Annotated in this window: 21 protein-coding genes and 1 riboswitch; of the genes, 10 read left to right on the top strand and 11 right to left on the bottom strand. The window is 65.3% G+C overall.

Annotation, left to right across the window (positions count from 1 at the left end):
- Positions 1 to 4: 4 nt before the first annotated feature.
- Positions 5 to 2,656: an ATP-dependent chaperone ClpB gene (gene clpB, locus ABIB00_RS11980; RefSeq protein WP_354104455.1), complete on the bottom strand. Its 2,652-nt coding sequence runs from the start codon at positions 2,654 to 2,656 to the stop codon at positions 5 to 7.
- Between the two features lie 255 nt (positions 2,657 to 2,911).
- On the opposite strand from clpB, the gene ABIB00_RS11975 reads away from it, so the two are divergent.
- Positions 2,912 to 3,700 (top strand): MOSC domain-containing protein, encoded by a 789-nt coding sequence (locus tag ABIB00_RS11975; RefSeq protein WP_354104454.1) that lies wholly within the window; start codon positions 2,912 to 2,914, stop codon positions 3,698 to 3,700.
- Between the two features lie 60 nt (positions 3,701 to 3,760).
- Here ABIB00_RS11975 and ABIB00_RS11970 read toward each other — a convergent pair whose 3' ends face one another.
- Complete coding sequence (locus ABIB00_RS11970) at positions 3,761 to 4,525, bottom strand: TIGR02594 family protein (protein ID WP_354104453.1); 765 nt, start codon at positions 4,523 to 4,525, stop codon at positions 3,761 to 3,763.
- A gap of 196 nt (positions 4,526 to 4,721) precedes the next feature.
- Between ABIB00_RS11970 and ABIB00_RS11965 the strand changes: the two genes are divergently transcribed.
- Positions 4,722 to 5,585, top strand: coding sequence for an alpha/beta fold hydrolase (locus ABIB00_RS11965; protein WP_354104452.1), 864 nt, complete (start codon positions 4,722 to 4,724; stop codon positions 5,583 to 5,585).
- A gap of 104 nt (positions 5,586 to 5,689) precedes the next feature.
- Here ABIB00_RS11965 and metW read toward each other — a convergent pair whose 3' ends face one another.
- Positions 5,690 to 6,352, bottom strand: a complete 663-nt coding sequence (gene metW, locus ABIB00_RS11960) for a methionine biosynthesis protein MetW (RefSeq protein ID WP_354104451.1) — start codon at positions 6,350 to 6,352, stop codon at positions 5,690 to 5,692.
- 2 nt (positions 6,353 to 6,354) lie between these two features.
- Positions 6,355 to 7,557, bottom strand: a complete 1,203-nt coding sequence (metX, locus tag ABIB00_RS11955) for a homoserine O-acetyltransferase MetX (protein WP_354104450.1) — start codon at positions 7,555 to 7,557, stop codon at positions 6,355 to 6,357.
- Positions 7,558 to 7,647: 90 nt separating this feature from the next.
- Positions 7,648 to 7,727: riboswitch (SAM riboswitch) on the bottom strand.
- Between the two features lie 201 nt (positions 7,728 to 7,928).
- On the opposite strand from metX, the gene ABIB00_RS11950 reads away from it, so the two are divergent.
- From ABIB00_RS11950 to ABIB00_RS11940, 3 genes are read left to right on the top strand one after another with little or no spacing between them, the layout of a single operon-like run.
- A complete protein-coding gene (locus ABIB00_RS11950; protein WP_354104449.1) occupies positions 7,929 to 8,777 on the top strand; it encodes a chorismate mutase in 849 nt (282 codons plus the stop codon).
- A 34-nt stretch (positions 8,778 to 8,811) separates the two neighbouring features.
- A complete protein-coding gene (gene hisC / locus ABIB00_RS11945; RefSeq protein ID WP_354104448.1) occupies positions 8,812 to 9,906 on the top strand; it encodes a histidinol-phosphate transaminase in 1,095 nt (364 codons plus the stop codon).
- The gene (locus ABIB00_RS11940) at positions 9,903 to 10,838 is read left to right on the top strand and encodes a prephenate/arogenate dehydrogenase family protein (RefSeq protein WP_354104447.1); all 936 of its coding nucleotides are present in this window, start codon (positions 9,903 to 9,905) and stop codon (positions 10,836 to 10,838) included. The genes hisC and ABIB00_RS11940 overlap by 4 nt, the downstream gene beginning before the upstream one ends.
- A gap of 100 nt (positions 10,839 to 10,938) precedes the next feature.
- On the opposite strand, the gene ABIB00_RS11935 is transcribed toward ABIB00_RS11940, so the two are convergent.
- On the bottom strand, positions 10,939 to 12,123 hold the full coding sequence (locus tag ABIB00_RS11935; RefSeq protein ID WP_354104446.1) for a DUF2125 domain-containing protein: 1,185 nt from the start codon (positions 12,121 to 12,123) through the stop codon (positions 10,939 to 10,941).
- A 111-nt stretch (positions 12,124 to 12,234) separates the two neighbouring features.
- Here ABIB00_RS11935 and ABIB00_RS11930 point away from each other — a divergent pair, with 111 nt between their 5' ends.
- Positions 12,235 to 12,846 carry a gamma-glutamylcyclotransferase gene (locus tag ABIB00_RS11930; protein WP_247445163.1) on the top strand — a complete coding sequence of 204 codons (612 nt, stop codon included), beginning with the start codon at positions 12,235 to 12,237 and terminating at the stop codon, positions 12,844 to 12,846.
- Here the strand turns inward: ABIB00_RS11930 and ABIB00_RS11925 are convergent.
- From ABIB00_RS11925 to ftsE, 4 genes are all read right to left on the bottom strand, one after another.
- Entirely contained in the window at positions 12,843 to 13,616 is a 774-nt protein-coding gene (locus tag ABIB00_RS11925; protein WP_354050301.1) for a lysophospholipid acyltransferase family protein, read from the bottom strand. The two genes, ABIB00_RS11930 and ABIB00_RS11925, sit on opposite strands and share 4 nt — an antisense overlap.
- 33 nt (positions 13,617 to 13,649) lie before the next feature.
- Entirely contained in the window at positions 13,650 to 14,354 is a 705-nt protein-coding gene (locus ABIB00_RS11920) for a YdcF family protein (RefSeq protein WP_354104445.1), read from the bottom strand.
- 72 nt (positions 14,355 to 14,426) lie between these two features.
- Entirely contained in the window at positions 14,427 to 15,395 is a 969-nt protein-coding gene (locus tag ABIB00_RS11915) for a cell division protein FtsX (RefSeq protein ID WP_354050305.1), read from the bottom strand.
- Positions 15,388 to 16,047 (bottom strand): cell division ATP-binding protein FtsE, encoded by a 660-nt coding sequence (gene ftsE, locus ABIB00_RS11910; RefSeq protein ID WP_247339925.1) that lies wholly within the window; start codon positions 16,045 to 16,047, stop codon positions 15,388 to 15,390. Before ftsE ends, ABIB00_RS11915 begins: the two co-directional genes overlap by 8 nt.
- A gap of 191 nt (positions 16,048 to 16,238) precedes the next feature.
- Between ftsE and ABIB00_RS11905 the strand changes: the two genes are divergently transcribed.
- Together ABIB00_RS11905 and ABIB00_RS11900 are read left to right on the top strand one after the other, a co-directional pair.
- A complete protein-coding gene (locus ABIB00_RS11905) occupies positions 16,239 to 17,120 on the top strand; it encodes an MJ0042-type zinc finger domain-containing protein (protein WP_354104444.1) in 882 nt (293 codons plus the stop codon).
- 71 nt (positions 17,121 to 17,191) lie between these two features.
- The gene (locus tag ABIB00_RS11900) at positions 17,192 to 17,566 is read left to right on the top strand and encodes a response regulator (RefSeq protein ID WP_211381237.1); all 375 of its coding nucleotides are present in this window, start codon (positions 17,192 to 17,194) and stop codon (positions 17,564 to 17,566) included.
- A 100-nt stretch (positions 17,567 to 17,666) separates the two neighbouring features.
- On the opposite strand, the gene ABIB00_RS11895 is transcribed toward ABIB00_RS11900, so the two are convergent.
- A complete protein-coding gene (locus ABIB00_RS11895) occupies positions 17,667 to 18,821 on the bottom strand; it encodes a DUF4175 family protein (protein WP_354104443.1) in 1,155 nt (384 codons plus the stop codon).
- The gene (locus ABIB00_RS11890) at positions 18,809 to 20,758 is read right to left on the bottom strand and encodes a TIGR02302 family protein (RefSeq protein WP_354104442.1); all 1,950 of its coding nucleotides are present in this window, start codon (positions 20,756 to 20,758) and stop codon (positions 18,809 to 18,811) included. The genes ABIB00_RS11895 and ABIB00_RS11890 overlap by 13 nt, the downstream gene beginning before the upstream one ends.
- A gap of 165 nt (positions 20,759 to 20,923) precedes the next feature.
- Here ABIB00_RS11890 and ABIB00_RS11885 point away from each other — a divergent pair, with 165 nt between their 5' ends.
- Together ABIB00_RS11885 and ABIB00_RS11880 are read left to right on the top strand one after the other, a co-directional pair.
- Complete coding sequence (locus ABIB00_RS11885) at positions 20,924 to 21,307, top strand: carboxymuconolactone decarboxylase family protein (RefSeq protein WP_354104441.1); 384 nt, start codon at positions 20,924 to 20,926, stop codon at positions 21,305 to 21,307.
- Positions 21,308 to 21,405: 98 nt separating this feature from the next.
- Positions 21,406 to 22,305 carry an NAD(P)-dependent oxidoreductase gene (locus ABIB00_RS11880; RefSeq protein WP_354104440.1) on the top strand — a complete coding sequence of 300 codons (900 nt, stop codon included), beginning with the start codon at positions 21,406 to 21,408 and terminating at the stop codon, positions 22,303 to 22,305.
- The last annotated feature ends 115 nt before the right edge of the window (positions 22,306 to 22,420 follow it).

The raw sequence follows: 22,420 nt of genomic DNA, 5'->3' as shown, positions 1-22,420 counted from the left end.
AGGTTCAGTTGAGCTTGCGCTTCGACACCGGCGCGTCGAACTGGGCGATTTCCGCAGTCTGCGCCGCCTTGCCGTTGAAGGTCAGCACGTTGCCTGCCGATGAAACCGCAACCGCATCGCCGTCCCTGACGTCGCCGCCGAGGATCATCTCGGCGAGCGGATCCTGGACGTAGCGCTGGATCACCCGCTTCAGCGGCCTGGCGCCATAGGCGGGATCCCAGCCCTTTTCCGCGAGCCAATCGCGCGCCTTGCCATCCAGCGTCAACACGATCTTGCGATCGGTCAACAGGTTCTGGAGCCGCGCGAACTGGATCTCGACGATCCGGCCCATTTCGCTCTTCTGCAAACGATGGAACAGGATGATTTCGTCGACGCGGTTGAGGAATTCGGGGCGGAAATGTCCGCGCACCGTCGCCATCACGTGCTCACGCACGGCGGAGGTATCCTCGCCCTCCGGTTGATTCACCAGAAACTCCGAACCGAGGTTCGAGGTCATGACGATCAGCGTGTTGCGGAAATCGACGGTACGGCCCTGGCCGTCGGTCAGGCGGCCGTCGTCGAGCACCTGCAACAGGACGTTGAACACATCCGGATGCGCCTTCTCGACTTCGTCGAACAGCACCACCTGGTAAGGCCGGCGCCGCACCGCTTCGGTGAGTGCGCCGCCCTCGTCGTAGCCGACATAGCCCGGGGGCGCGCCGATCAGCCGCGACACCGAATGCTTCTCCATGTATTCGGACATGTCGAGGCGGACCATCGCGGTCTCGTCGTTGAAGAGATACTCCGCGAGCGCCTTGGTCAGCTCGGTCTTGCCGACGCCGGTCGGACCCAAGAACATGAACGAGCCCATCGGCCGGTTCGGATCCTGAAGGCCTGCGCGCGAGCGGCGCACGGCGGTCGCGACCGCACGTACGGCCTCAGCCTGCCCGACGACGCGTTGTCCGAGCTGCGCCTCCATCCTCAGGAGCTTTTCTTTTTCGCCTTCCAGCATCTTGTCGACAGGCACGCCGGTCCAGCGCGAGACCACCTGCGCGATGTGGTTGGCGGTAACCGCCTCCTCCATCATCTCGCCGGAGCTCTGCGTTGTATTTTCCTTGGCCTCGATATCCGCAAGCTGCCTCTCGAGCTCCGGAATCCGGCCATAGGCCAGCTCACCGGCGCGCTGGAATTCGCCGCGCCGCTGGGCGCCGGCGAGATCGACACGCAAGCTGTCGAGTTCGGCCTTCAGCTTCTGGGCGTTGGAGAGCTTGTTCTTCTCCGCGCTCCAGCGCGCGGTCAGCGACGCAGATTTCTCCTCAAGCTCGGCCAGCTCCTTCTGGAGCGTCTCGAGACGGGACTTGGAGCCGAGGTCGCTTTCCTTCTTGAGCGCTTCCTGCTCGATCTTGAGCCGGATGATCTCGCGGTCGAGCGAATCCAGCTCTTCCGGCTTGGAATCGACCTGCATCTTCAGCCGCGCGGCCGCCTCGTCCATGAGGTCGATGGCCTTGTCCGGGAGGAAGCGGTCGGTGATGTAGCGGTTGGACAGCGTCGTCGCCGCCACGAGTGCGGAATCGGCGATCCGCACGCCATGGTGCTGCTCGTATTTGTCCTTCAGCCCGCGCAGGATCGAGATCGTATCCTCGACCGTGGGCTCGCTGACGAAGATCGGCTGAAAGCGCCGCGCCAGTGCCGCATCCTTCTCGACATGCTTGCGGTACTCGTCGAGCGTGGTCGCGCCGATGCAATGCAGCTCGCCGCGCGCAAGCGCGGGCTTGAGCAGGTTCGAGGCGTCCATCGCGCCATCGCCCTTGCCCGCGCCAATCAGCGTGTGCATCTCGTCGATGAACAGGACGAAATTGCCGTCGCTCGCGGTCACCTCCTGAAGCACGGCCTTCAAGCGCTCCTCGAACTCACCGCGATATTTCGCACCGGCGATCAGCGAACCGAGGTCCAGCGACAGCAGCTTCTTGTCCTTCAGGCTCTCCGGCACATCGCCATTGACAATGCGCAGCGCCAGGCCCTCGGCGATCGCGGTCTTGCCGACGCCGGGCTCGCCGATCAGAACGGGATTGTTCTTGGTCCGGCGAGACAGCACCTGGATCGTACGGCGGATCTCCTCGTCGCGGCCGATGACCGGATCGAGCTTGCCGTCGCGCGCCGCCTGGGTCAGGTCGCGCGCATATTTCTTCAGCGCGTCATAGGCGTTCTCGGCGGTCGCGGAATCCGCGGTCCGGCCCTTGCGCAGCGCCTCGATCGCCGCATTGAGGTTTTGCGGAGTGACGCCGCCCTTGGCGAGGATCGCGCCGGCCTCGCTGGTCTTCTCCAGCGTGAGGCCAAGCAGCAGCCGCTCGACGGTGACAAAGCTGTCGCCGGCCTTCTCGCCGGCCTTTTCGGCGGCGTCGAAGGTGCGGGCGAGCTCGGGCGCCAGATAGATCTGGCCGGCGCCGCCGCCGGAGACCTTCGGCACCTTGTTAAGGGCGTCCTCGGTCGCCTTCAGAATTGCGCGGGAATTGCCGCCGGCACGGTCGATCAGGCCGGCAGCGAGGCCTTCATTGTCGTCCAGCAGCACCTTCAGCAGGTGCAGGGTCGAAAACTGCTGGTGCCCTTCGCGCACCGCAAGCGATTGCGCGGACTGGACGAAGCCTCTGGAGCGTTCGGTATATTTGTCGATGTTCATTTGTCTTCTTCCCTCGGCCTGCCCCAGGAGCCCTCTAAGGCACTCCAAACGGCATCTTCATTGGGTTTCCGATGACCGCATTGACGTTTCTCAACCGGTAACGGTCGTTATCAGCCGGCGCTGGCGCCTGCCTGACCCAGATGTGGGAAGCGTGCCCTTGGACCGGAAGAGGCGAGTTCACAATTTCGTGCGCGGATCTGCCAGCTTGGCGCCGGTGGGTCGAATCCCCTAAGTAACGGCATGACACCTAGCGCAATGACAGCCAACCAGACCGCCGAGATCACCGGCCTCTACCGTTATCCGATCAAAGGCCTGACGCCGGAGTCCCTGCCCCGGATCTCACTGCGATCCGGCCAGACCCTGCCCGCCGACCGCCGCTACGCCATCGAGAATGGCCCGAGCGGGTTCGACCCTGATGCGCCCCAATGGAAGCCGAAAATCCAGTTCCTGATGCTGGCGCGCAATGAGCGGCTGGCTTCCCTCGACAGCCGTTTCGAGGACGCGACCAACCGCCTGACTATCCGCAAGGACGGCCAAATCGTCGCCAGCGGCGATCTCGAGACCGCGGCCGGGCGCGCCGCCATCGAGGGCTATTTCAGCGAGAACTTTCAGACGGAGTTGAAGGGCCCGCCCAAGGTCTTGTCCGGCCGCGACCACAGCTTTTCCGACGTCGCTCGCAAGGTCGTGTCCATCATCAATCTCGACAGCGTCCGCGCGCTCGAGACCATGCTCGGCGGCGCCGCGGTCCACCCTCTGCGTTTCCGCGCCAATCTCTACGCGAAGGGCTGGCCGGCCTGGTCCGAGCTCGACCTCGTCGGCCAGACGCTCGCGATCGGGCGGGCCCGGCTGGAAGTGGTCAAGCGCATCAAGCGCTGCCCGGCCACCAATGTCGACCCAGATACCGCCAGGCGCGATCTCGAAATCCCGGCCACGCTCTCAAGCAATCTCGGCCACATGGACTGCGGCATCTATGCCGAGGTGATCACCGATGGCGAGATCGGCGTCGGCGATCAGATCGCGGTGGAAGAGCCGAGATTGGTGTGAGCGATCACCGCTGCCGTAGGTTGGGCAAAGGACGCGCCTTTGCCCAACGGCTTCGTCCTCCTAGTTCGGCATCACATACGCATAGATCCGGCCGCGCGAGATCGGCGCTTCGCGAACGCGGTTGCCGTTGTTGCCGGAGATCATGATCGGATTTCCCTGCGCATCGACGCCGGTGATGATGCCGACATGGCCGCCGCCGCGACCGCGCGACATGACCGCGATGGCGCCGACCTGCGGACCCGAGATGCGCGTGCCATAGCGCGCAAACGAACTCGCCATGTCGGAGCCCGTGCCGCGATGGCCAGTATGCTCAAGCACCATGTTCATGAAACGCGCGCACCACAGGCTGCCGCGGCCGGTCGGATTGCCGCCGACATAGCGGCGTGCCTCGGACACGAGCCCCGACCCGCCACTGAAGGCGCCGCTGCTCATCGCCACGCCTTCGCCGCTCGCGGCCACTCCACCGCTACGGCTCATGGCCATCCGACGGCTAACGCGCGGGGTCGTTCCACCGCCACCGCTCATTGCCATTCCACCATCACCGCTCATGGCAATGTCGCCGCTGTTGGCGTTCGGATCATAGCTGGCGAAGGCGTTGCCGAAGCCGCTCGCCTGCAATTGCGCCGCGCCGCGCTCGAAGCGCGAGCTGCGTGCATGATACCGATAATGATGATGTCTGCTGGCGTGATGCGCGTAAGCGTGCCGCTCTGCGCTATGACGATGAGACCGTGCTGACGCCGGAGAGGAGAACGCGGCGACCGCCGCGAAGAAAACAGCCAGCGCGACGACACAACGCGACAGGCGAGACGCAAACAACTCGAACATTCTTCATCCTTTTGACACCCCACTTCCCAATCGGCCTGTGCGGTGGCCGACATCCGCCGGCTGTATCAGTATCCCGATGTGGCGAGAACAAGACGGGGTCGCGAAGATTTTGGACGATGATTAACGAGTGTTAGGGTGCATGCGCTGACCGCAGAGCGGCATTCCAATGCCGCAGCCACCTCAGGGAGAAAACCGGATGCCGTACGCCCTCACGAAGGACAACCACCGTCTCTATTTCGAAGAAGCAGGCACGGGCACGCCGATTATTTTTCTGCACGAATTCGCGGCCGACTACACCAATTGGGAGCCGCAGATGCGCTACTTCTCGCGCGGCCATCGCTGCATCACCTATTCGGCGCGCGGCTACACGCCGTCGGACGTCCCTGATGGCGAGGTCTACAGCTACATGCATTTCTACACCGATGCGCTCGCGGTGCTCGATCATCTCAAGCTCGAACGCGCGCACCTCGTGGGACTGTCGATGGGCGCCTATTCGTCGCTCCAGATCGGGCTGAACGCACCGCAGCGCGCGCTATCGATGACACTCGCCGGCGTCGGCTCCGGCTCGGAGGTCGAGAACCTCGACGCCTGGCGCAAGCAGTGCCGCGCCAACGCGGAGCAATTCGAGACGCTCGGCTCCGCGGAAGTCGCAAAAGTTACGCGCGAAGCGCCGAGCCGGATTCCCTTCCTGGTGAAGGACCCGCGCGGCCACGCCGATTTCTACGCCGCTCTGGCACACCACGACGCCAAGGGATCGGCGCGCACGATGCGCGGCTTCCAGGGCGGCCGCCCCTCGATCTTTGCGATGACGGACGCGATCAGAGGCGCCGCGACGCCGGCACTCATCATCTGCGGCGACGAGGACGATCCGTGCATCGCGCCGAGCCTGTTCCTGAAGAAGCATCTGCCTGCGGCAGGGCTCGCGATGTTTCCGAAGTCCGGCCACGTGCTCAATCTCGAAGAGCCGGCGCTGTTCAACGAAACGGTGGAACGGTTCGTCACGCTGGTGGAAACGGGAAGATGGCCGGCGCGCGATCCGAGATCGCTGGCCGCGCATTAGAGCAAGGGCGTCACCACACGCTCTGTCATTGCGAGCGCAGGCGAAGCAAAATCCCTCCGCGGAAAGACCCTGGATTGCTTCGCTACGCTCGCAATGACGAAAAACTACTTCCTGCCGCCCCGCGTCAGCAGAAACACGCCCTGCTCGCCGAACAGATTCCACACCCACCACGGCATCCGCAGCCGCAGCGGGCGGCCGTAGAGGTCGAGCGCCTCGGCACGTTCCATCTTGACGTCGATCGCGTCGCAGAGCTCGACGAAATCCTTGATGGTGCAGAAATGAATGTTGGCGGTGTCATACCAGCTTGCGGGCAGATTCTCCGTGCGCGGCATGTGGCCTCCAATCAGGAGCTGGAGCCGCATCTTCCAGAAGCCGAAATTCGGGAACGACACGATGGCGCGGCGGCCGATGCGCAGGAGGTTCTCCAGCACGACCTTGGGCTGCCGCGTCGCCTGCAGCGTCTGCGACAGGATCACGTAATCGAAGGCGTCGTCGGGATAATTGATGAGGTCGGTGTCGGCATCGCCCTGCACCACCGCGAGCCCCTTGGCGACGCAGCGGTTAACGCCCTCGCGCGACAGCTCGATGCCGCGGCCGTCGATGCCACGGGTCTCCAGCAGCTGCAGCAGGTCACCCTCGCCGCAGCCGACGTCGAGCACCTTCGAGCCCGGCTTGACCATCTCCGCGACCAGCAGATGGTCGGCGCGAAACTGACCGGATTGCGCGGTGGCAAGGCCTCCCAGCGGCAACGCTTCCTGTACAGACATGGCTATCCGTCCCTGAGGGTGAGTCCGCGGGCCTTGCCTGCCGATTGCAGGAAGGCGCGGGAGATATCAAGGAATTCGGGCACGTCGAGCAAGAAGGCGTCGTGGCCGCGATCGGTCTCGATCTCGGCGAACGATACCCGCGCGCTCGATGCGTTCAGCGCATGTACCAGCGCGCGCGATTCCGAGGTCGGGAACAGCCAGTCGCTGGTGAAGGAGACCACGCAGAAGCGGGTCTGGATTGCCGCGAACGCCTTCGCCAGCACGCCGCCATGGTCGCCGGCGATGTCGAAATAATCCATCGCCCGCGTCAGATAAAGATAGGAATTGGCGTCGAAGCGCTCGACGAAGGACGAGCCCTGGTAACGCAGATAGGACTCGACCTGGAAGTCTGCATCGAACGAGAAGGTCGGCAGTTCGCGGTCCTGCATGCGCCGGCCGAATTTGCGATGCAGCGCGGCGTCCGAAAGATAGGTGATGTGCGCCGCCATCCGCGCCACAGCGAGGCCGCGATGCGGATGGAGGCCGTGCTCGGCATAGCCGCCACTGTGCCAATCGGGATCGGCCATCACGGCCTGCCGGCCAAGCTCGTGGAACGCGATGTTCTGCGCCGAGTGCCGCGTCGAGCAGGCAATCGCCAGCGCGGAGAACACGCGGCTCGGATATGCCGCGGTCCATTGCAGCACTTGCATGCCACCCATCGAGCCGCCGACCACCGCGAACAACGTGTCGATGCCGAGCCGGTCAATCAGCATGGCCTGCGCGCGCACCATGTCGGGGATGGTGATGACAGGAAATTCGAGGCCCCAGACCTTGCCGGTCGCGGGATTGATCGAAGCCGGACCGGTCGAGCCCATGCAGCCGCCGATCACGTTGGAGCAGATGATGAAGTAGTGTTGAGGATCGATCGGCCGGCCGGGGCCGACCAAGGTGTCCCACCAGCCGGGTTTGCCGGTGACGGGATGCACGTTGGCAACATGCTGGTCGCCGGTCAGCGCATGACAGAGCAGAACAGCGTTGGAGCGATCGGCATTGAGCACGCCATAGGTTTGATAGGCGATCTGGAACGGGCTGAGATCGACACCGCAATCGAGCCGCAGCGGCTGCTCCGTGCCGAACTGCGCGACCTGCGAGCTCGGATGATCCACCTCGTGCGACCGCTCGTCGGCAGTGATCGCGGGACTCGGAATTGACTGGACGCCAACCATCTGACCATCGACCTCGTTTGCGATCGTAGTGGTGACCGCATTGACATCAGGCCATAAAAAACCCGGCCTGAACGATAGGTTCGGCCGGGATCGAAAGGGTCCCCGGCCTGTTTAGCGAGTTTTTTAACGTGGCTGCAAGCCGGCCGGCTCAAATGACCACGGAACGCGTAAAAGCTACCGTCTTGGACGGTTTTCGTCAAGTCGCGGCCCGGATCAACCAAATTCGCCTGTCGTGCCATCGGCGGAACGGGTCCCATTTCCCTTTGCATTTCTCTTTGCTTTCGCGGCCCTGACTGCCTAATCAGGACAGATAGCAGCGGTGTCGGCTCGACTGATCCGCATTGGAACGCCCTCAACAACGCCTGTCAGACATGTCCCAACGTCCGCCCGCGCCACCATCTCTCCAGGAATTGCGCAAGGAGATCGACGCGATCGACGAGGGCATGCACCGTCTGTTGATGCAGCGCGGCGACATCATCGATCGCCTGATCCAGGTGAAGCAGACCCAGGAGGTCGGCTCGGCGTTCCGTCCGGCGCGCGAGGCTTCCATGATGCGTGACCTCGTCCAGCGTCATCGCGGCATCCTGCCGCTCGACACGGTCGAGAGCATCTGGCGCGTCATCATCGCGACCTTCACCTATGTCCAGGCGCCGTTCTCGGTGCACGCCGACATCTCGGCAAGCGAGCCGGCCATGCGCGATTCCGCGCGATTCCATTTCGGCTTCACCGTGCCTTACGTCGCGCATTTCAGCGCGCAGGCGGCGGTCGAGGCCGTCGCGAAGTCCAAGGGCGATCTGGCACTGGTCTCGGCGAACTCGAGCCGCACGCCATGGTGGCTGTCGCTGGAAGAAGCCGGTGCGCCAAAGATCATCGCGCGGCTGCCCTTCGTCGAGCGCGCCGACCATCCGGCGGCGCTGCCCGTGTTTGCGGTCTCGCGCGTCGCCGACAGCGCCCTGGTGACGGAGGTCGAGACCTTCAGCGTGCGCGTGTCGGGGTGGAACGCCGAGGTCGCGCGCGCCCTGTCGCCGCTCGCCGAGATCGTGGCCGTGCCCGATACCGCCTTCGACGGCGCCGCGCTGCTGGTCTCGGTCACCGCGACGAGCAGCCTCGACAAAATCAAGACTGCCCTGATCGAAGCGGGGGCCTCGGTGCGCTCCACGGCCCTCGTCGGCAGCCACGCAACGCGCTATACGGTGCCCCCGACCGGGTCGAAATCGTAAGTCGCGAACCGCCTAAGCCACTCCGGAGTTGAAGATGTCCCGCCCCATGCCGAATCCCGGCATTCTCGATATTGCGCCCTACACACCCGGCAAGAGTCCGGTGGCGGAGCCGGGCCGCAAGGTGTTCAAGCTCTCGGCCAACGAGACGCCGTTCGGGCCCTCGCCGAAGGCGATCGAGGCGTTCAAGAACGTTGCGGATCATCTGGAAGACTATCCGGAAGGAACCTCGCGCGTGCTGCGCGAAGCGATCGGGCGCACCTTCGGGCTCGATCCCAATCGCATCATCTGCGGCGCCGGCTCGGACGAGATCCTCAATCTGCTCGCCCACACCTATCTCAGCCAAGGCGACGAGGCGATCTCCACCACGCACGGCTTTCTGGTCTACCCGATCGCGACCATGGCGGTCGGCGCCAGGAACGTCGTTGCAGCGGAGAAGAACCTCACCTCCGACGTCGACGCCATTCTCAAGGCCGTGACGCCGCGGACAAAACTGGTCTGGCTCGCCAACCCCAACAACCCGACCGGCACCTATCTCCCGTTCGACGAGGTCAAGCGCCTGCGCGCCGGCCTGCCCTCGCACGTGCTGCTGGTGCTGGACGCAGCCTATTGCGACTACGTCTCGCGCAATGATTACGAGATGGGGATCGAGCTCGTCGCCACCACCGAGAACACGGTCGTGACGCACACCTTCTCCAAGATCCATGGTCTTGCGGCGCTGCGCATCGGCTGGATGTTCGGCCCCGAGCACATCATCGACGCGGTCAACCGCATCCGCGGGCCCTTCAACGTGTCGACGCCGGCGATGTACGCTGCCGCTGCCGCGATCGAGGACACCGGTCACCAAGCCATGTCGAAGCAATTCACCGAGACCTGGCGCAACTGGCTAACCGAGGAGATTGGCAAGCTCGGGCTGAAGGTGACGCCGAGCGTCGCCAATTTCGTGCTGATCCACTTCCCGACCGAGGGCAAGACCTCGGACGCCGCCGACGCCTTCCTCACCAAGCGCGGGCTGGTGCTGCGCGGGTTAAAGAACTACGGCCTGCCGCATTCGCTGCGCATGACCATCGGCACCGAGGAGGCCAATCGTCTCGTCGTCGAGGGCCTGCGCGACTTCATGGCCGGCAGATGAGCGCGATCCCGCACTTCCAGCGCGTCGCGCTGATCGGCTTCGGCCTGATCGGCGGCTCGATCGCCCGCGCTGCGAAGCTCCAGGGCCTGGCCGGCGAAATCGTCACCACCGCGCGCTCGGAGAAGACGCGTGCACGCGTGATGGAGCTCGGCATCGTCGACCAGGTCGTTGCGACCAATGCGGAAGCGGTGAAGGACGCCGATCTGGTCATCCTTTGCATTCCCGTCGGCGCCTGCGGGCCGGTGGCGCAGGAGATCGCCGCGCATCTCAAGCCCGGCGCGATCATCTCCGACGTCGGCTCGGTCAAGGGCGCCATCGTCAGGGACATGGCGCCGCATTTGCCGAAAGGCATCCATTTCGTGCCGGCGCATCCCGTCGCAGGCACCGAGCATTCGGGCCCCGATTCAGGCTTCGCCGAGCTCTTCATCAATCGCTGGTGCATCCTGACGCCGCCGGAAGGCGTTGATGCCGCTGCCACCGATCGCCTGCGCGCGTTCTGGACGGCGATGGGTGCCAAGGTCGAGGTCATGACGCCGGATCATCATGATCTCGTGCTTGCGATCACCAGCCATCTGCCGCATCTGATCGCCTACACCATCGTCGGCACCGCCGACGAGCTCCAGCAGGTGACGGAGTCCGAGGTCATCAAGTTCTCCGCCGGCGGCTTTCGCGATTTCACGCGCATCGCCGCGTCCGATCCGACGATGTGGCGCGACGTGTTCCTCGCCAACAAGGAAGCCGTGCTGGAGATGCTCGGCACCTTCACCGAGGACCTAGCCAAGCTGACGCGTGCAATCCGCCGCGGCGACGGCGAGGCGCTGTTCGACCATTTCACCCGCACCCGCGCCATCCGCCGCGGCATCGTCGAAATTGGCCAGGATTCGGCCGCGCCCGACTTCGGCCGGCCGCATGCGGCGCTGAAAAAGCCGTAGCCACGCTCTCACCTCCTTATTGCGAGGAGCGCAGCGCAATCCAGACTGTTTCCGAGGAGAAAGTTTGGATTGCTTCGCTTCGCTCGCAATGACGGAGGAATCAATACAGCGGCGGGATCTGGCCGACCTTGATCGGGCCGAGCAGCACAGCGCCGTCGACGAATTTCAGCGGGAAGCTGCGGGCCTTCTTGCCTTCCAGCGTGCTCTCGGTGCCAATCGAATTGATGCCGGCGGCAACGCCGGCATTGGCATTCTGCTTGATGACCTTGCCGAGCCCGGGAACGGCACGGTCGAGTGCACCGAACAGATTGTTGAGGTCCTGCGACTTCACGCCGGGGGCGACGCGATCGAGAGTGGCCTGCGGCACACCCTCCTCCAGCATCTTCTCGATGCCGAGCGCGGGGATCACGCGCTCGAGGCCCGTCACCGTCATCTGCAATTCACCGTCGAGTCGGCCATTGGCCGAGAGCCCGAGCGTGCCGGCCGCGACCGCGATCATCTCGCCCTGCTGGATCCGCGACTGCACGATCTCGATATGGCCGCCGGCGGCCTGGATCTCGCGGAAGCGCTGCGGCCACGGCTTTGGCGTGAGGTCGGACAGACCGGTGATCTTCGCCCGCGTGTCGGCCTCGAACGGCTCGGCGAGCAGCGGATGAACGCCCTGGATGCTGCCCTGCGCGATCTGAAACACGGTCTCGATCACGGGATGATCGGACGGCGATCCGTCCGCGAGGCGTCCATGCAGCTCGACCTGTTTTGCGCGCGCGAGCGGCACCTGCACCGTGCCGTCGAGCCGGTTGACGGTGGGATCCTCGAACACGACGGAGGCGCGCTCGGGCACGGCGGGCAGGCCGACCACGCTGCTGCGACCCTTGCTCCAGTTCACCACGAAAGTGCTTTGCGTGACGCCGTCGGTGAGCGTTGCCGGCGCGGAGAATTCGGCGATGACGCGCTTGGGATCGTAGACCTGGGCGACGATCAGGATGTTGTCGAGCTTCGCCGTGAACGGCGTCTTGCTGGCGTTCTGCGATACCAGAGCGACGCTGGCGCCGGAACACTGGACCTCGAAGCGGAACGGGAAGCCTGCGATCGAGCGCTTGGCGCAATCATAGATGCGGCCGGATTTGGCCTCCTGCGCGCGCCAGGCGTCGGCGGCGATTTCGGCCTGCGACGCGGCATAGAACCAGAAGCCGCTCCACGCGACGGCGAGGATCAGGAGGATAACGGGGGCGATGAAAAGGCCCCAACGGGAGCGCCGGCCTGCGGCAACGGTCATATCGGACATGCGGCGATCCCTTTGACCCCTGATTTTGTCAAATGTAAGCGAGGTACAGCCGCGACGAAAGACGGAGAATTCGCTTCGCTTGCGAGCGCGGTTCTGGTAGCCGTGCCCGAAATGTCGGAAATCACCCTTCCCTCTGTCACCGCAGCCAAAGGCGATCTCTGGGTGTTCGGCTACGGCTCGCTAATATGGCGGCCGGGCTTCGAATTCGAGGAACGCGTCCCGGCGCGGCTGGTCGGCGAGCATCGCGCGCTCTGCGTCTATTCCTTCGTGCACCGTGGTACGCCCGAAAAGCCGGGTCTGGTGCTTGGGCTCGACCGCGGCGGCGCCTGCCGCGGCATCGCCTTCCGTGTTGCCGAGAAGAGCCGCGTCGATGTGGTCGCCTATTTGCGCGCGCGCGAGCAGGTCACGTCGGTCTATCGCGAAGTCATGCGCTCGGTGTGGCTGGAGAACGACGCGCGGCAGCGCGTCTCCGCGCTCGCCTATGTCGTCGACCGCGGCCACGTGCAATATGCCGGTCGGCTGTCGCTCACCGACCAGCATCGCCACGTGCTCCAGGGCCACGGCCAGTCCGGCGCCAACCGCGACTACGTGACCGCGACGGTGAAAGCAATTGAGGCCGAAGGCTTTCGCGACACGCAGCTGCATCAGCTCGCGACCATGCTGCATGGTGATGCGCATTCCCCGCACGCGCCGGCTCCCACAGAAGATCGAGAGAGCCGCTAGTTCTCCGACGGCGCATAGCTCGGCGAATTGCCCATCAACTGCTCCTGCTCCTTGCGGCCCGCTTCGACGAGGCGGCCGGTCGCGTCTTCGATCGCCGTTTGCACGCGGGAGAGAAACTCGTCCTTCCGCAGGCCCGGCGGCAGCGGATCGAGGAACTCCACCACCAGCGTGCCGGGATAGCGCATGAAGGTGCGGCGCGGCCAGAACAGGCCGGAATTGAGCGCGATCGGCAGGCACTGCGCGCCGCAGGACGAATAGATCTGCGCAAAGCCGGTCTTGTAGTCCGGTGGCGCGCCCGGTGCGCGGCGCGTGCCTTCGGGAAAGATCACGAGCTGCCCGCCGCTGCGCACCGCCTCGCGCGCCCGCCGCGTCATGTCCAGCAGCGCCTTGACGCCGGCGTTGCGGTCGATCGCGATCATCCCGGTCTTGACCAGGAACTGGCCGAACACCGGGATCTGCATGAGCTGACGCTTGAGGATGAAGATCGGGCGATCGAAGAAGCCGGGCAAGACGAACGTCTCCCAGAACGACTGGTGCTTCGCCACGATCACCAATGGCCCCGTCGGGATCTTCTCGACGCCGCGGAATTCCACCTTGATGTTGCAGACCGCCCGCATCAGGAACAGCGTCGCCTTCGCCCACCATTGCGCGACCGTGAGCATGGCGCGCGGCGGCAATGCGAAGGTCGGCAGCGCAACGATCGCGAGGCACACCAGCACGGTGTAGAACAGCACGTTGAACACGAGCGATCGCAGGAAAATCAAGAACATCGAGGATCCGATCAATTGCCGATCAGTTGCCGATCAATTGGCCTGTGCGGTGGCGGGACGCTTCGGCTGCAGCCCGGGAGGCTGCTCCGACATCTCGGGCGAAAGGTCAATCCCGAAATCCTCCAGCCGCACCCTGAGCTCGGCCGCGATGTACTTGACATATTCGGACAGCAGCAGCCGCAAGGTGGACGCCGAGGTCCACCACGGCTCCTCGCGCCATTTTTCGCCGACCACCACGAACGGGATCAATGTAGTCTCCGGCATCGCATGCGAGAATTCCACCAGCGCGCGGGGCATGTGATAGTTCGAGGTGACCACGATCAGCGATTTGAAGCCGAGCCCCTCGGCCCAGCGCCGCGCTTCCGCGGCATTGCCGCGGGTCGAGACCGCGGTGCGGTCGAGATCGACGCAGCAACGCATGAAGGACTGGCTCTCCGGCAACGTCCGGGAGATGTCGCTCGCCGTCGAGGTCGGGTGCACGCCGGAGATCAGGAGCCTCCTGCCGTAGCCGGCAGCGAGCAGCTCCATCGCATCGGAGACCCGCGAGGAGCCGCCGGTCAGCACCACGATGCCGTCCGCCTTGCGGTCCGGCGCGATCTCGGCGCCGCGCAATTGCGACAGGAACGCGATGAAGCCCGCCGCCGCGCCGACGAAGGCGAGCGCAATCGTCGACATCACGGCCGCGCGCAGCCAACCGCGCGGCAGTTTCGGCGATCGATCGTCGGTCGGCGCGGTCATGCGATGTCGGTGGTCCCTTCACCGGACGATTTTAGGACGTTTTGAGGCGAAGTGGAGTCCGGTTTATCGGCCTCAATCGACATCGTTCAGTGTCGCGAACAGTGTCTGGCGCGAGGCGACTGCGGTGATGGCGCCGATCAGCACGGCCTGCACCGCGAGCACGATGTAGCCCGACGGTCGTAGCGAGAAGGTGCCGAGCAGCGCGGCGAACTGGTCGCCGACGGGGGTGCCGGAAAACCAGCCTGCAATCGACTCGGAGAAGCCGAACACCAGCATGGCGGCGCCGCCGCCGATGACGCCGCCCTCAAGCCCCAGCCTGAGGAAATGGCGCAGGAAGCGGTTGGCGATATAACGGTCGCCGGCACCGACGAAATGCAGCACCTCGACGATCGGACGGTTCGCCGCCATGGCGCCGCGGGTCGCGAACGACACCGAGATGATGGTGGCGATAATGACGAGCGCGAGGATGCCGAGGCCGGCGAGCACGGTGGCGTTGGTCATCGAGCGCATGCGCTCGATCCAGGCGCGGTGATCGTCGACGCTGGCGCTTGGCGCCACCTGGGTCACGCGGGCGCGCAAGGCGCCGAGATCGAGCGGCGTGCCGGGTTGCACGCGCGCGATGATCATGCGCGGCACCGGCAGATCGTCCAGCGACAGGCCGGTGCCGAGCCAGGGCTCGAGCAGCTTGCCGCTCTCGTCCTTGGTGAACGGCTTGACCTCGACGATGCCGGCTTGCGCGCGCATGGCCTCGGTCACCGCCGCGGTGTCGCGTTCGAGATCGCGTCCCGTCTGCGGCCGGACTTGGATGGTGATTTCGCTCGCAACGTCCGACTGCCATTCGGCGGCGGAGGCGCTCACCAGCAGCACCGTGCCGGTCGTCATCGACGCCAGGAAGGTCATGATGGCGACGACGGCGACCAGCGCGCGGCCATGGATCGAGGCGCGCGGCACGATCGGCGACATGTTGCGCGCCTTGGCCGGCAGCTGCGGACGCTCCTGTCCGAGGTCGACCAGCACGCCGCGCTCGTCGGGCCTACTCATAGACGTGCAGCCGTCCCTGGTGCAGCACGAAGCGGCGCGCCTCGTACTGGTCCATCAGGGCGATATCGTGGGTGGCGATGATGACGGCGGTACCCGATTTGTTGAGCTCGATGAACAGCCGCAGCAGGCGGCGGCCGAGCGTCGGATCGACGCTGCCGGTCGGCTCGTCTGCCAGCAGCAGCTGCGGCCGCGAGATCACGGCGCGCGCGATCGCCGCGCGCTGCTTCTCGCCGCCGGACAGGATCGGCGGCAGCGCGTCCATGCGCTCGCCAAGCCCGACCCATTTCAGGAGGTCGATGACCTCCTTGCGGTAGCTCGATTCGCTGCGGCCCATGACGCGGAACGGCAGCGCGACGTTCTCATATGTCGTCATGTGGTCGAGCAAGCGGAAATCCTGGAGCACGATGCCGATGCGCTTGCGCAGATCCGCGACCTCGTCCTTGCCGAGTTGCGAGATGTCGTGGCCGAACAGATTGACGAGGCCGCGCGTCGGTCGATGCGAGAGGAACAACAGGCGCAGCAGCGAGGTTTTGCCGGCGCCGGACGGGCCGGTGAGAAATTGAAAGGAATGCGCCGGGATATGGAAGCTGAGGTCGCGCAGGACCTCGGGCCCCAGGCCGTAACGCAGTCCGACATTTTCGAACCGAACCAAGTTCAGCTCCGTTCGAGAGAGGGCGCGGGCGGCACGGCTGTGCTCCGCCACACGCGATCAACGGGTTTTGCGACCGTTATGGTTTCCGGTTCGTTAACGGTCGCCCTGTAGCATAATTGGCAGCATTCCTGTCCCTCGGTTCTCCGCGACCGTGTCATCGTCAAGTCCCGTCCATGCATCAAGGCTCGTCCATGCATATCGTCTGCCCTCATTGTACGACATCCTACGCCATCAAGCTTGCGAGCCTCGGGGCGAACGGACGGACGGTCCGCTGCTCCCGTTGCAAGGAGACCTGGGTTGCCCATGCCGAGGATGCCATCGAGGAGGCGTCCATCCCGGCAATGGCCGCGGCCAGCCAGGCCGACGACCAGTCCGATCTCGCCGAGCAGTGGAACTCCTATGCCCGGGACGACGGCGCCGCCGATGCGCCCGTTGTCGACAGCCCCTCGATCGCCAGTGACTGGCCGGACGAGGAGGCGAGGGACACCGAGGACGAATGGTCGGCGGCGGCCCGGTCCGCCGAGGAGGAAGTCGTCGGCGAACAGCACCGATCCTGGTTCCGCGGGCTGTTCGGCCGCCGGCGCGGCGCGCGGGTGAGCCGTCCGGTCGCCGTCACGGCGCCGCGAAAATCCCATTTCGGCCTGCCGACAGCCTGCGCCGCCATGGGCGCGCTGGTGCTGGCGCTGGTGATCTGGCGCGGCGACATGGTGCGGCTGCTGCCGCAGACAGCCGCATTCTACAAGATAGTCGGCCTCGAGATTAACCTGCGCGGCCTGGCCTTCAAGGACGTCAAGCTCTCCAGCGAGACCGTGGACGGTAAGCAGGTGCTGGTGATCGAGGGCGTGATCGTGGGCCAGGGCAAGAAGGCGCTCGACATTCCCAGGCTGCGCTTCGCGGTGCGCGACGCGCAAGGCGCTGAGATCTACGCCTGGAACACGGTTCTGGAGCAGACCGTGCTACAGCCCGGTGAGCGCGCCTTCTTCCGCTCGCGCCTGGCCTCGCCGCCGCCGGAGGGCCACAATATCGACGTTCGCTTCTTCAACCGGCGCGACATCACCGGCGGCAGCGTATAATCGATTTCGCAGGTCTCGCAGGAAGAGCTGGTCGCGAGGTTGGTCCCAAGGTTGGTCTCAAGGTTGGTCTCATGCCCAAAATCCTGATCGCCGACGACGAGGATTCGATGCGCCAGCTGGTGGCGCGCGCCATCGCCATGGACGGCCATGAGATCGTCACCGCGCAGGACGGCGCCGAGGCGCTTGAAATCCTGACCCGCGCGGACGGCGCATTCGACCTGCTGCTCACCGACATCCAGATGCCGGTGATGGACGGCATCGCGTTGGCGCTTTCCGTCGCACGCGATTTCCCCGACCTGACCATTCTGCTGATGACCGGCTTTGCCGACCAGCGCGAACGCGCCTCGAACCTCAACGCGCTGGTGCATGACGTCGTGACCAAGCCGTTCTCGGTCGCCGACATCCGCACGGCGGTGGCAGATGCGCTGGCGGCGAAAAAAGCATAGCGGCGGGCAGGATTGTAGCCCGCATGAGCACAGCGACATGCGGGACCGGCGGCCACGGATATCGCTGCGCTCATCCGGGCGACGAAAGCTGCGGCAGCCTCTAAAAATCCTTCAGCAGCCGCTCGATATAGTCGAGCTCGATCTGCGGGCGCGAGCTATCCCCCAAGCGGCGGCGGAGCTCTTCGAGGATGCGGCGGACGCGCTGGGCGTCGATCTCGCCGGGGATCTTGACCGTGTAGTCGTCGCTCAGATCGCGGCCGTGAAGGGGGCGGCCGAGCGGATCGGTCTGATTGCCGCCGCTCTGCTGACGGCCGGCACGATTGCCGGGACCATCGCCCTGCCCGTCGCCATCGCCCTGCTGCATCGCCTCGGCCATCTTCTGCGCGCCCTTGCGCAAGGCGTCGAGAGCTTTCCCTTGCGCGTCCACGGCACCGTCGGAATTGCCCTCGCCGAGCTGCGAGCCGGCATCGCCCATGGCCCCGTCGGCGGCGTCCAGACTGCCGTCGTCATCGCCCTGGTCGCCGTCCTGATCGGCATCCTGGCCCGGCTGTCCCTGCTCGCCCTGCTGACCCTTCTGGCCTTTCTGATTCTGACCCTTTTGCCCCTTCTGCGCGAGACCGCGCTTGGCGAGCTCGTCCTGTAGCTTCTTCAGGCGGTCGCGCAGCGACTGCTGATCCTGCTGGAGGTCCGACATCGACTGGTCGCCCTGCTGCTTGCCGCGCGAGCGCTCACGCCGGGAGTCCTGGCCCTGCTTGAAAGTCTTGTCGCGCAATTGCTGCTGCTTGCGGATCATGTCGCTGAGCTCGTTCAGCGCCTGCTCCATGTCGCTGTCGCCGGATTGCCCGGGCTGCGCCATCTGGAGATTTTCCATGATCTGCGCGAGCTGCTCGAGCATGCGCTGGGCCGCCTCGCGATTGCCTTCGCGCGCTGCCTTCTCGATCTGCTTCAGGAGCTCGTCCAGGTCGCGTTGCGTGATGACGGAACGATCGCGATTGGAGGATTGGCTTTTTTCCGTCGCGCGCTTGTAGTCCTCGAGCTTCTGAATCGCATCGGATTGGTTGTTCAGGCTGCGTCCGGACTCCTTTTGCCTGAGGCTGTCGCCGGACTCCTGCATCGCCTTTTCCGCGCTGTCGAGCAGCGCGTCGGGATCCTGATCCTGCTGGGCCGAGACCGCAGCGGGAAAGCCTCCCAGGAGGAGGGCGAGACAGGCGATCGACATCGCCTTCAAGGCTGGCACGCGCGCTAGCTTCCGCATTTCCGGTCCCGCGTAAACTGATTGGCCCCGTCCTCGCCCCCCTTCACCCGGCTGCCCGCCGACTTCCGATAGGCCTGCAGCTGCTGGCGCAAGACGTCCTGCTGCTGCGCCAGCTCTTCGAGCTGCTCGGGCGTGGCATGCTGGGTCTTTTGTCGCAGCTCGACCGACTTGTCGAGAATGAGCTGAACCTCTGCGGGGAACGGCTGCCGGGGTCCAAGCGGATTCTGCTCGGCGCGCCGCGCGAGATCCCGCACCTTGCCGGCCATCGCCTCGCGCAGCTTTTGCGTCAGCGCCTTGATCTCCTCCTCGCTAGCGCCGCGTTCCAGCGCCCGCTTGAGCGCATCCTGCGCGGAGCGCAGCGCGGCGTTGACGCTGCCGGCGACACCGTCGTCCTCGATGGTGACCGCAAACGCCCACATGCTTCCCACCACCTCGCGCAGCGCGTCGTCGGTGCGGGCGGCTTCCACCTGGAGCGCCAGGCTGCGCAGGCCGAGATAGCAGCCTGCATCCGGCGTGAACAATTCGGGCGCGATCATCAGCGCGTCGAGCGCGGCATAGACATCCGAGTTCTTGTTGGCGTCGAGCGCGAGGATGCGGCGCTGCTCGATCAGCGCGCGCGCGAGCGAGTTGGTGAACAGCCGCTCGGGCAGGCGCATGTTGAAGGGTTCGCTTTTGGCCTCGTTGCCGGCCTCGTCCTTGGCGGTGAGGGTCAGCGTGACGTCGGCGCCGGCATAGGGGTCCTCGCTGAGGTCCTTCACCGTCTGGCCGACGCCGTTGCGGGTGCGCGCATTCGGCAGTACGAGCGGGAATTGCGGCGGCTGGAATAGCGGCCGCGCGGCGACCTTGGTGTCGGCTTCCTTGGTGTCGGCGTCCTTGCTGCCGTCTTTGGCTTCGGCGGGGCGCAGGCCGATTTGCGCGGCGGCGCCGGTGACGCCGTAATCGTCCTCGATCTTGTAGGAGAGCTGGAGCCCACCGCGGGCCTGACGCTCGGGATCCTTCGCAAGGGCGATCGTCGGCGCGCGGTCCGGCGTTGCCGCAAACGCCCATTGCGGCTGGCCGGAGGGCGCGCGGACATGCGCGGTGCCGTCACCGGTGATGGCAAAATGCTTCTCGTTGGTGCCCTTGGGCGTGGCTTCAGCGGGGGCGACCTCCTTGAGGCCGCCGGAGATCACGACATCGAGGCTGCCGCCGGAGGAGCGCACGATCAGGGTCGAGCCGGCGGGAACGGCAAGCGGGCCGCTGGCGGGCAGCGCCGCGGCCTCCTTGTTGGCGGCCGACAGGATGACCGGCGGCTTGCCGGTGTAGAGCGGCGGCGTGACCCAGGCGTCAACGCGAACGTTGGTCGGCGCCAGCACGCCGTTCCAGTCGAAGGCTGCGCCCAGCCGCATCGCACGCTCGTCGCCGGCGGCGAAGAAGGTCGCTACCAGCATCACCATGACCAGCGCGCGGAGCGCCCAGGGATCATGCAGAGCGAGCCGCGGGTTCGGCAGACCGGCGCGGATGCGCTTGATCGAAGCCAGCGTGCGCTCGCGCTGTGCCTGCCACAACGCCTGCGCAACCGGATCCCGCGAGCTCAACGTGTCCGTGAGCGTGGTGGCCGGCCGATGACGGATGCCGGAGCCGCGGTCGAGCCGGGCAAGCGCCTCCTCGCGGCTCGGCCAGCGGAAGCGACGCACCGGGAACAGGACGGCAATCGCCATTCCGGCGAAAACGACGAGACCGATAGCGCGGGCAACGAACGGCAGCACCAGCCAGAGGCCGGCCCAGGACACCACCAGGAACAGGCCGACGACGGTGAGAAGCCGTGCCAGATTCGGCCAGCCACGCTCCCACGCGATGGCATAAGTGGCCCGCTTCAGGGCCTGCGCCAGCTTCAGCCGCGACAGAGCGTCGCCATCGCGGATCGGGTCTGACGGGTCGGGGATGACGCCGTTCAATCAACTCTCCAGGTTGCCCGGTAGAGAAGCTACCACAACGGCAGCACTGAGGCATCCGTTCCTGTGCGGGAGACACCCCTTTTCCCGCATAACACGAGGACGTGACTGCCCCGCTGCAACGCCCTAATTTCCACGCCGCCATCCAAGGAAACCGAAGGAAACGCCATGGACAAGAAGATGCACGACAAGGGCCTGGAAGTCCGCAAAGCGGTGCTGGGCGAGGCCTATGTCAACAACGCCCTGAAGAGCGTCGATGATTTCAACCGTCCGTTCCAGGAGATGCTCAACGAATATTGCTGGGGCACGGTGTGGGGCCGCGAGGAGCTGCCGCGCAAGACCCGCAGCATGCTCAACATCGCGATCATCGCGATCCTCAATCGCCAGCACGAATTCCGCGCGCATCTGAAGGGCGCACTGACCAACGGCGTCAGCCGGGATGAGATCCGCGAGATTCTGATGCAGGTCGCAATCTATGGCGGCATGCCGGCAGCAGTCGACAGCTTTCGCATCGCGCGCGAGGTGTTTGCGGACATCGATGGGAAGGCGTGAGCTAGACTAACCGCTCTCAACTCTATTACTCCGTCGTTGCGAGCGAAGCGAAGCTTCGTCGCTTCGCTCCTCGCAATGACGACGGGAAGGAAAACACCATGGACATCGGATTCATCGGCCTCGGAAACATGGGTTTCCCGATGGCGCGGCGGCTGATCGAGGCGGGACACAAGCTGATCGTGTTCGACACGCGCCAAGAGGTCCTCGACAAGCTGGTGGCGCGCGGCGCCAGCGCTGCGACATCACCAAAAGACGTGGCCGACCAGGTCGAGACAGTCATGGCCAGCCTGCCCTCGCTGCAGGCTTCGCTCGCGGTTGCGACGGGGCCGAACGGCGTGATCGAGGGAAGCCGCGTAAAACGCTTCATCGATCTCTCCACCGTCGGCTCGCAGATGGCGGCGAAGATTCACGGCCTGCTCGCCAAGCATGACATCGTGCAGATCGACTGCCCTGTCTCCGGCGGCGTCGGTGGTGCCGAGAAGGGCACGCTGGCGGTGATGGTCTCGGGGCCGAAAGCAGACTTCGAACTGCTCAAGCCAGCGCTCGATGTCATCGGGAAGGTGTTCTTCATCGGCGAGAAGCCAGGCGCGGCGCAGACCATGAAGCTCGCCAACAACTTCCTATCGGCAACCGCGATGGTGGCGACGTCGGAAGCCGTCGTGATGGGCGTGAAAGCCGGGCTCGATCCCGCCGTGATGATCGACGTCATCAATGCCGGGTCCGGCATGAACACCGCGAGTCGCGACAAATTTCCGCGCGCGGTGCTGCCGCGAACGTTCGACTTCGGTTTCGCCACCGGACTGATGGTGAAGGACGTGCGGCTGGCGCTGGAGGAGATGAAGCAGCTCGGCCTGTCGATGGAGGTCGCGGATGCGGTCGGCCGGTTGTGGGAGACGGTCATCAGCGCGGAAGGCGCCGAGTCCGATTTCACCGCGGCGATCAAGCCGATCGAGAAGAAGGCGGGTGTTGTGGTTGGCGGGACAATTGCCCGCAGCTAGCACCGGCGCAAGCGCAGCGCTGGTGACTGGCACTGCGCTGCGCTGCTTGGCTCGGTCGATCGAGCGTGGAAGGAAGCCTATGTGTGGGCCGGGCATAGTGTGCGCCTGCGCCCGG

It is taken from the genome of Bradyrhizobium sp. LB14.3 (assembly GCF_040547985.1).
Classification (GTDB): domain Bacteria; phylum Pseudomonadota; class Alphaproteobacteria; order Rhizobiales; family Xanthobacteraceae; genus Bradyrhizobium.
This window is presented reverse-complemented; position numbering and strand designations above follow the sequence as displayed.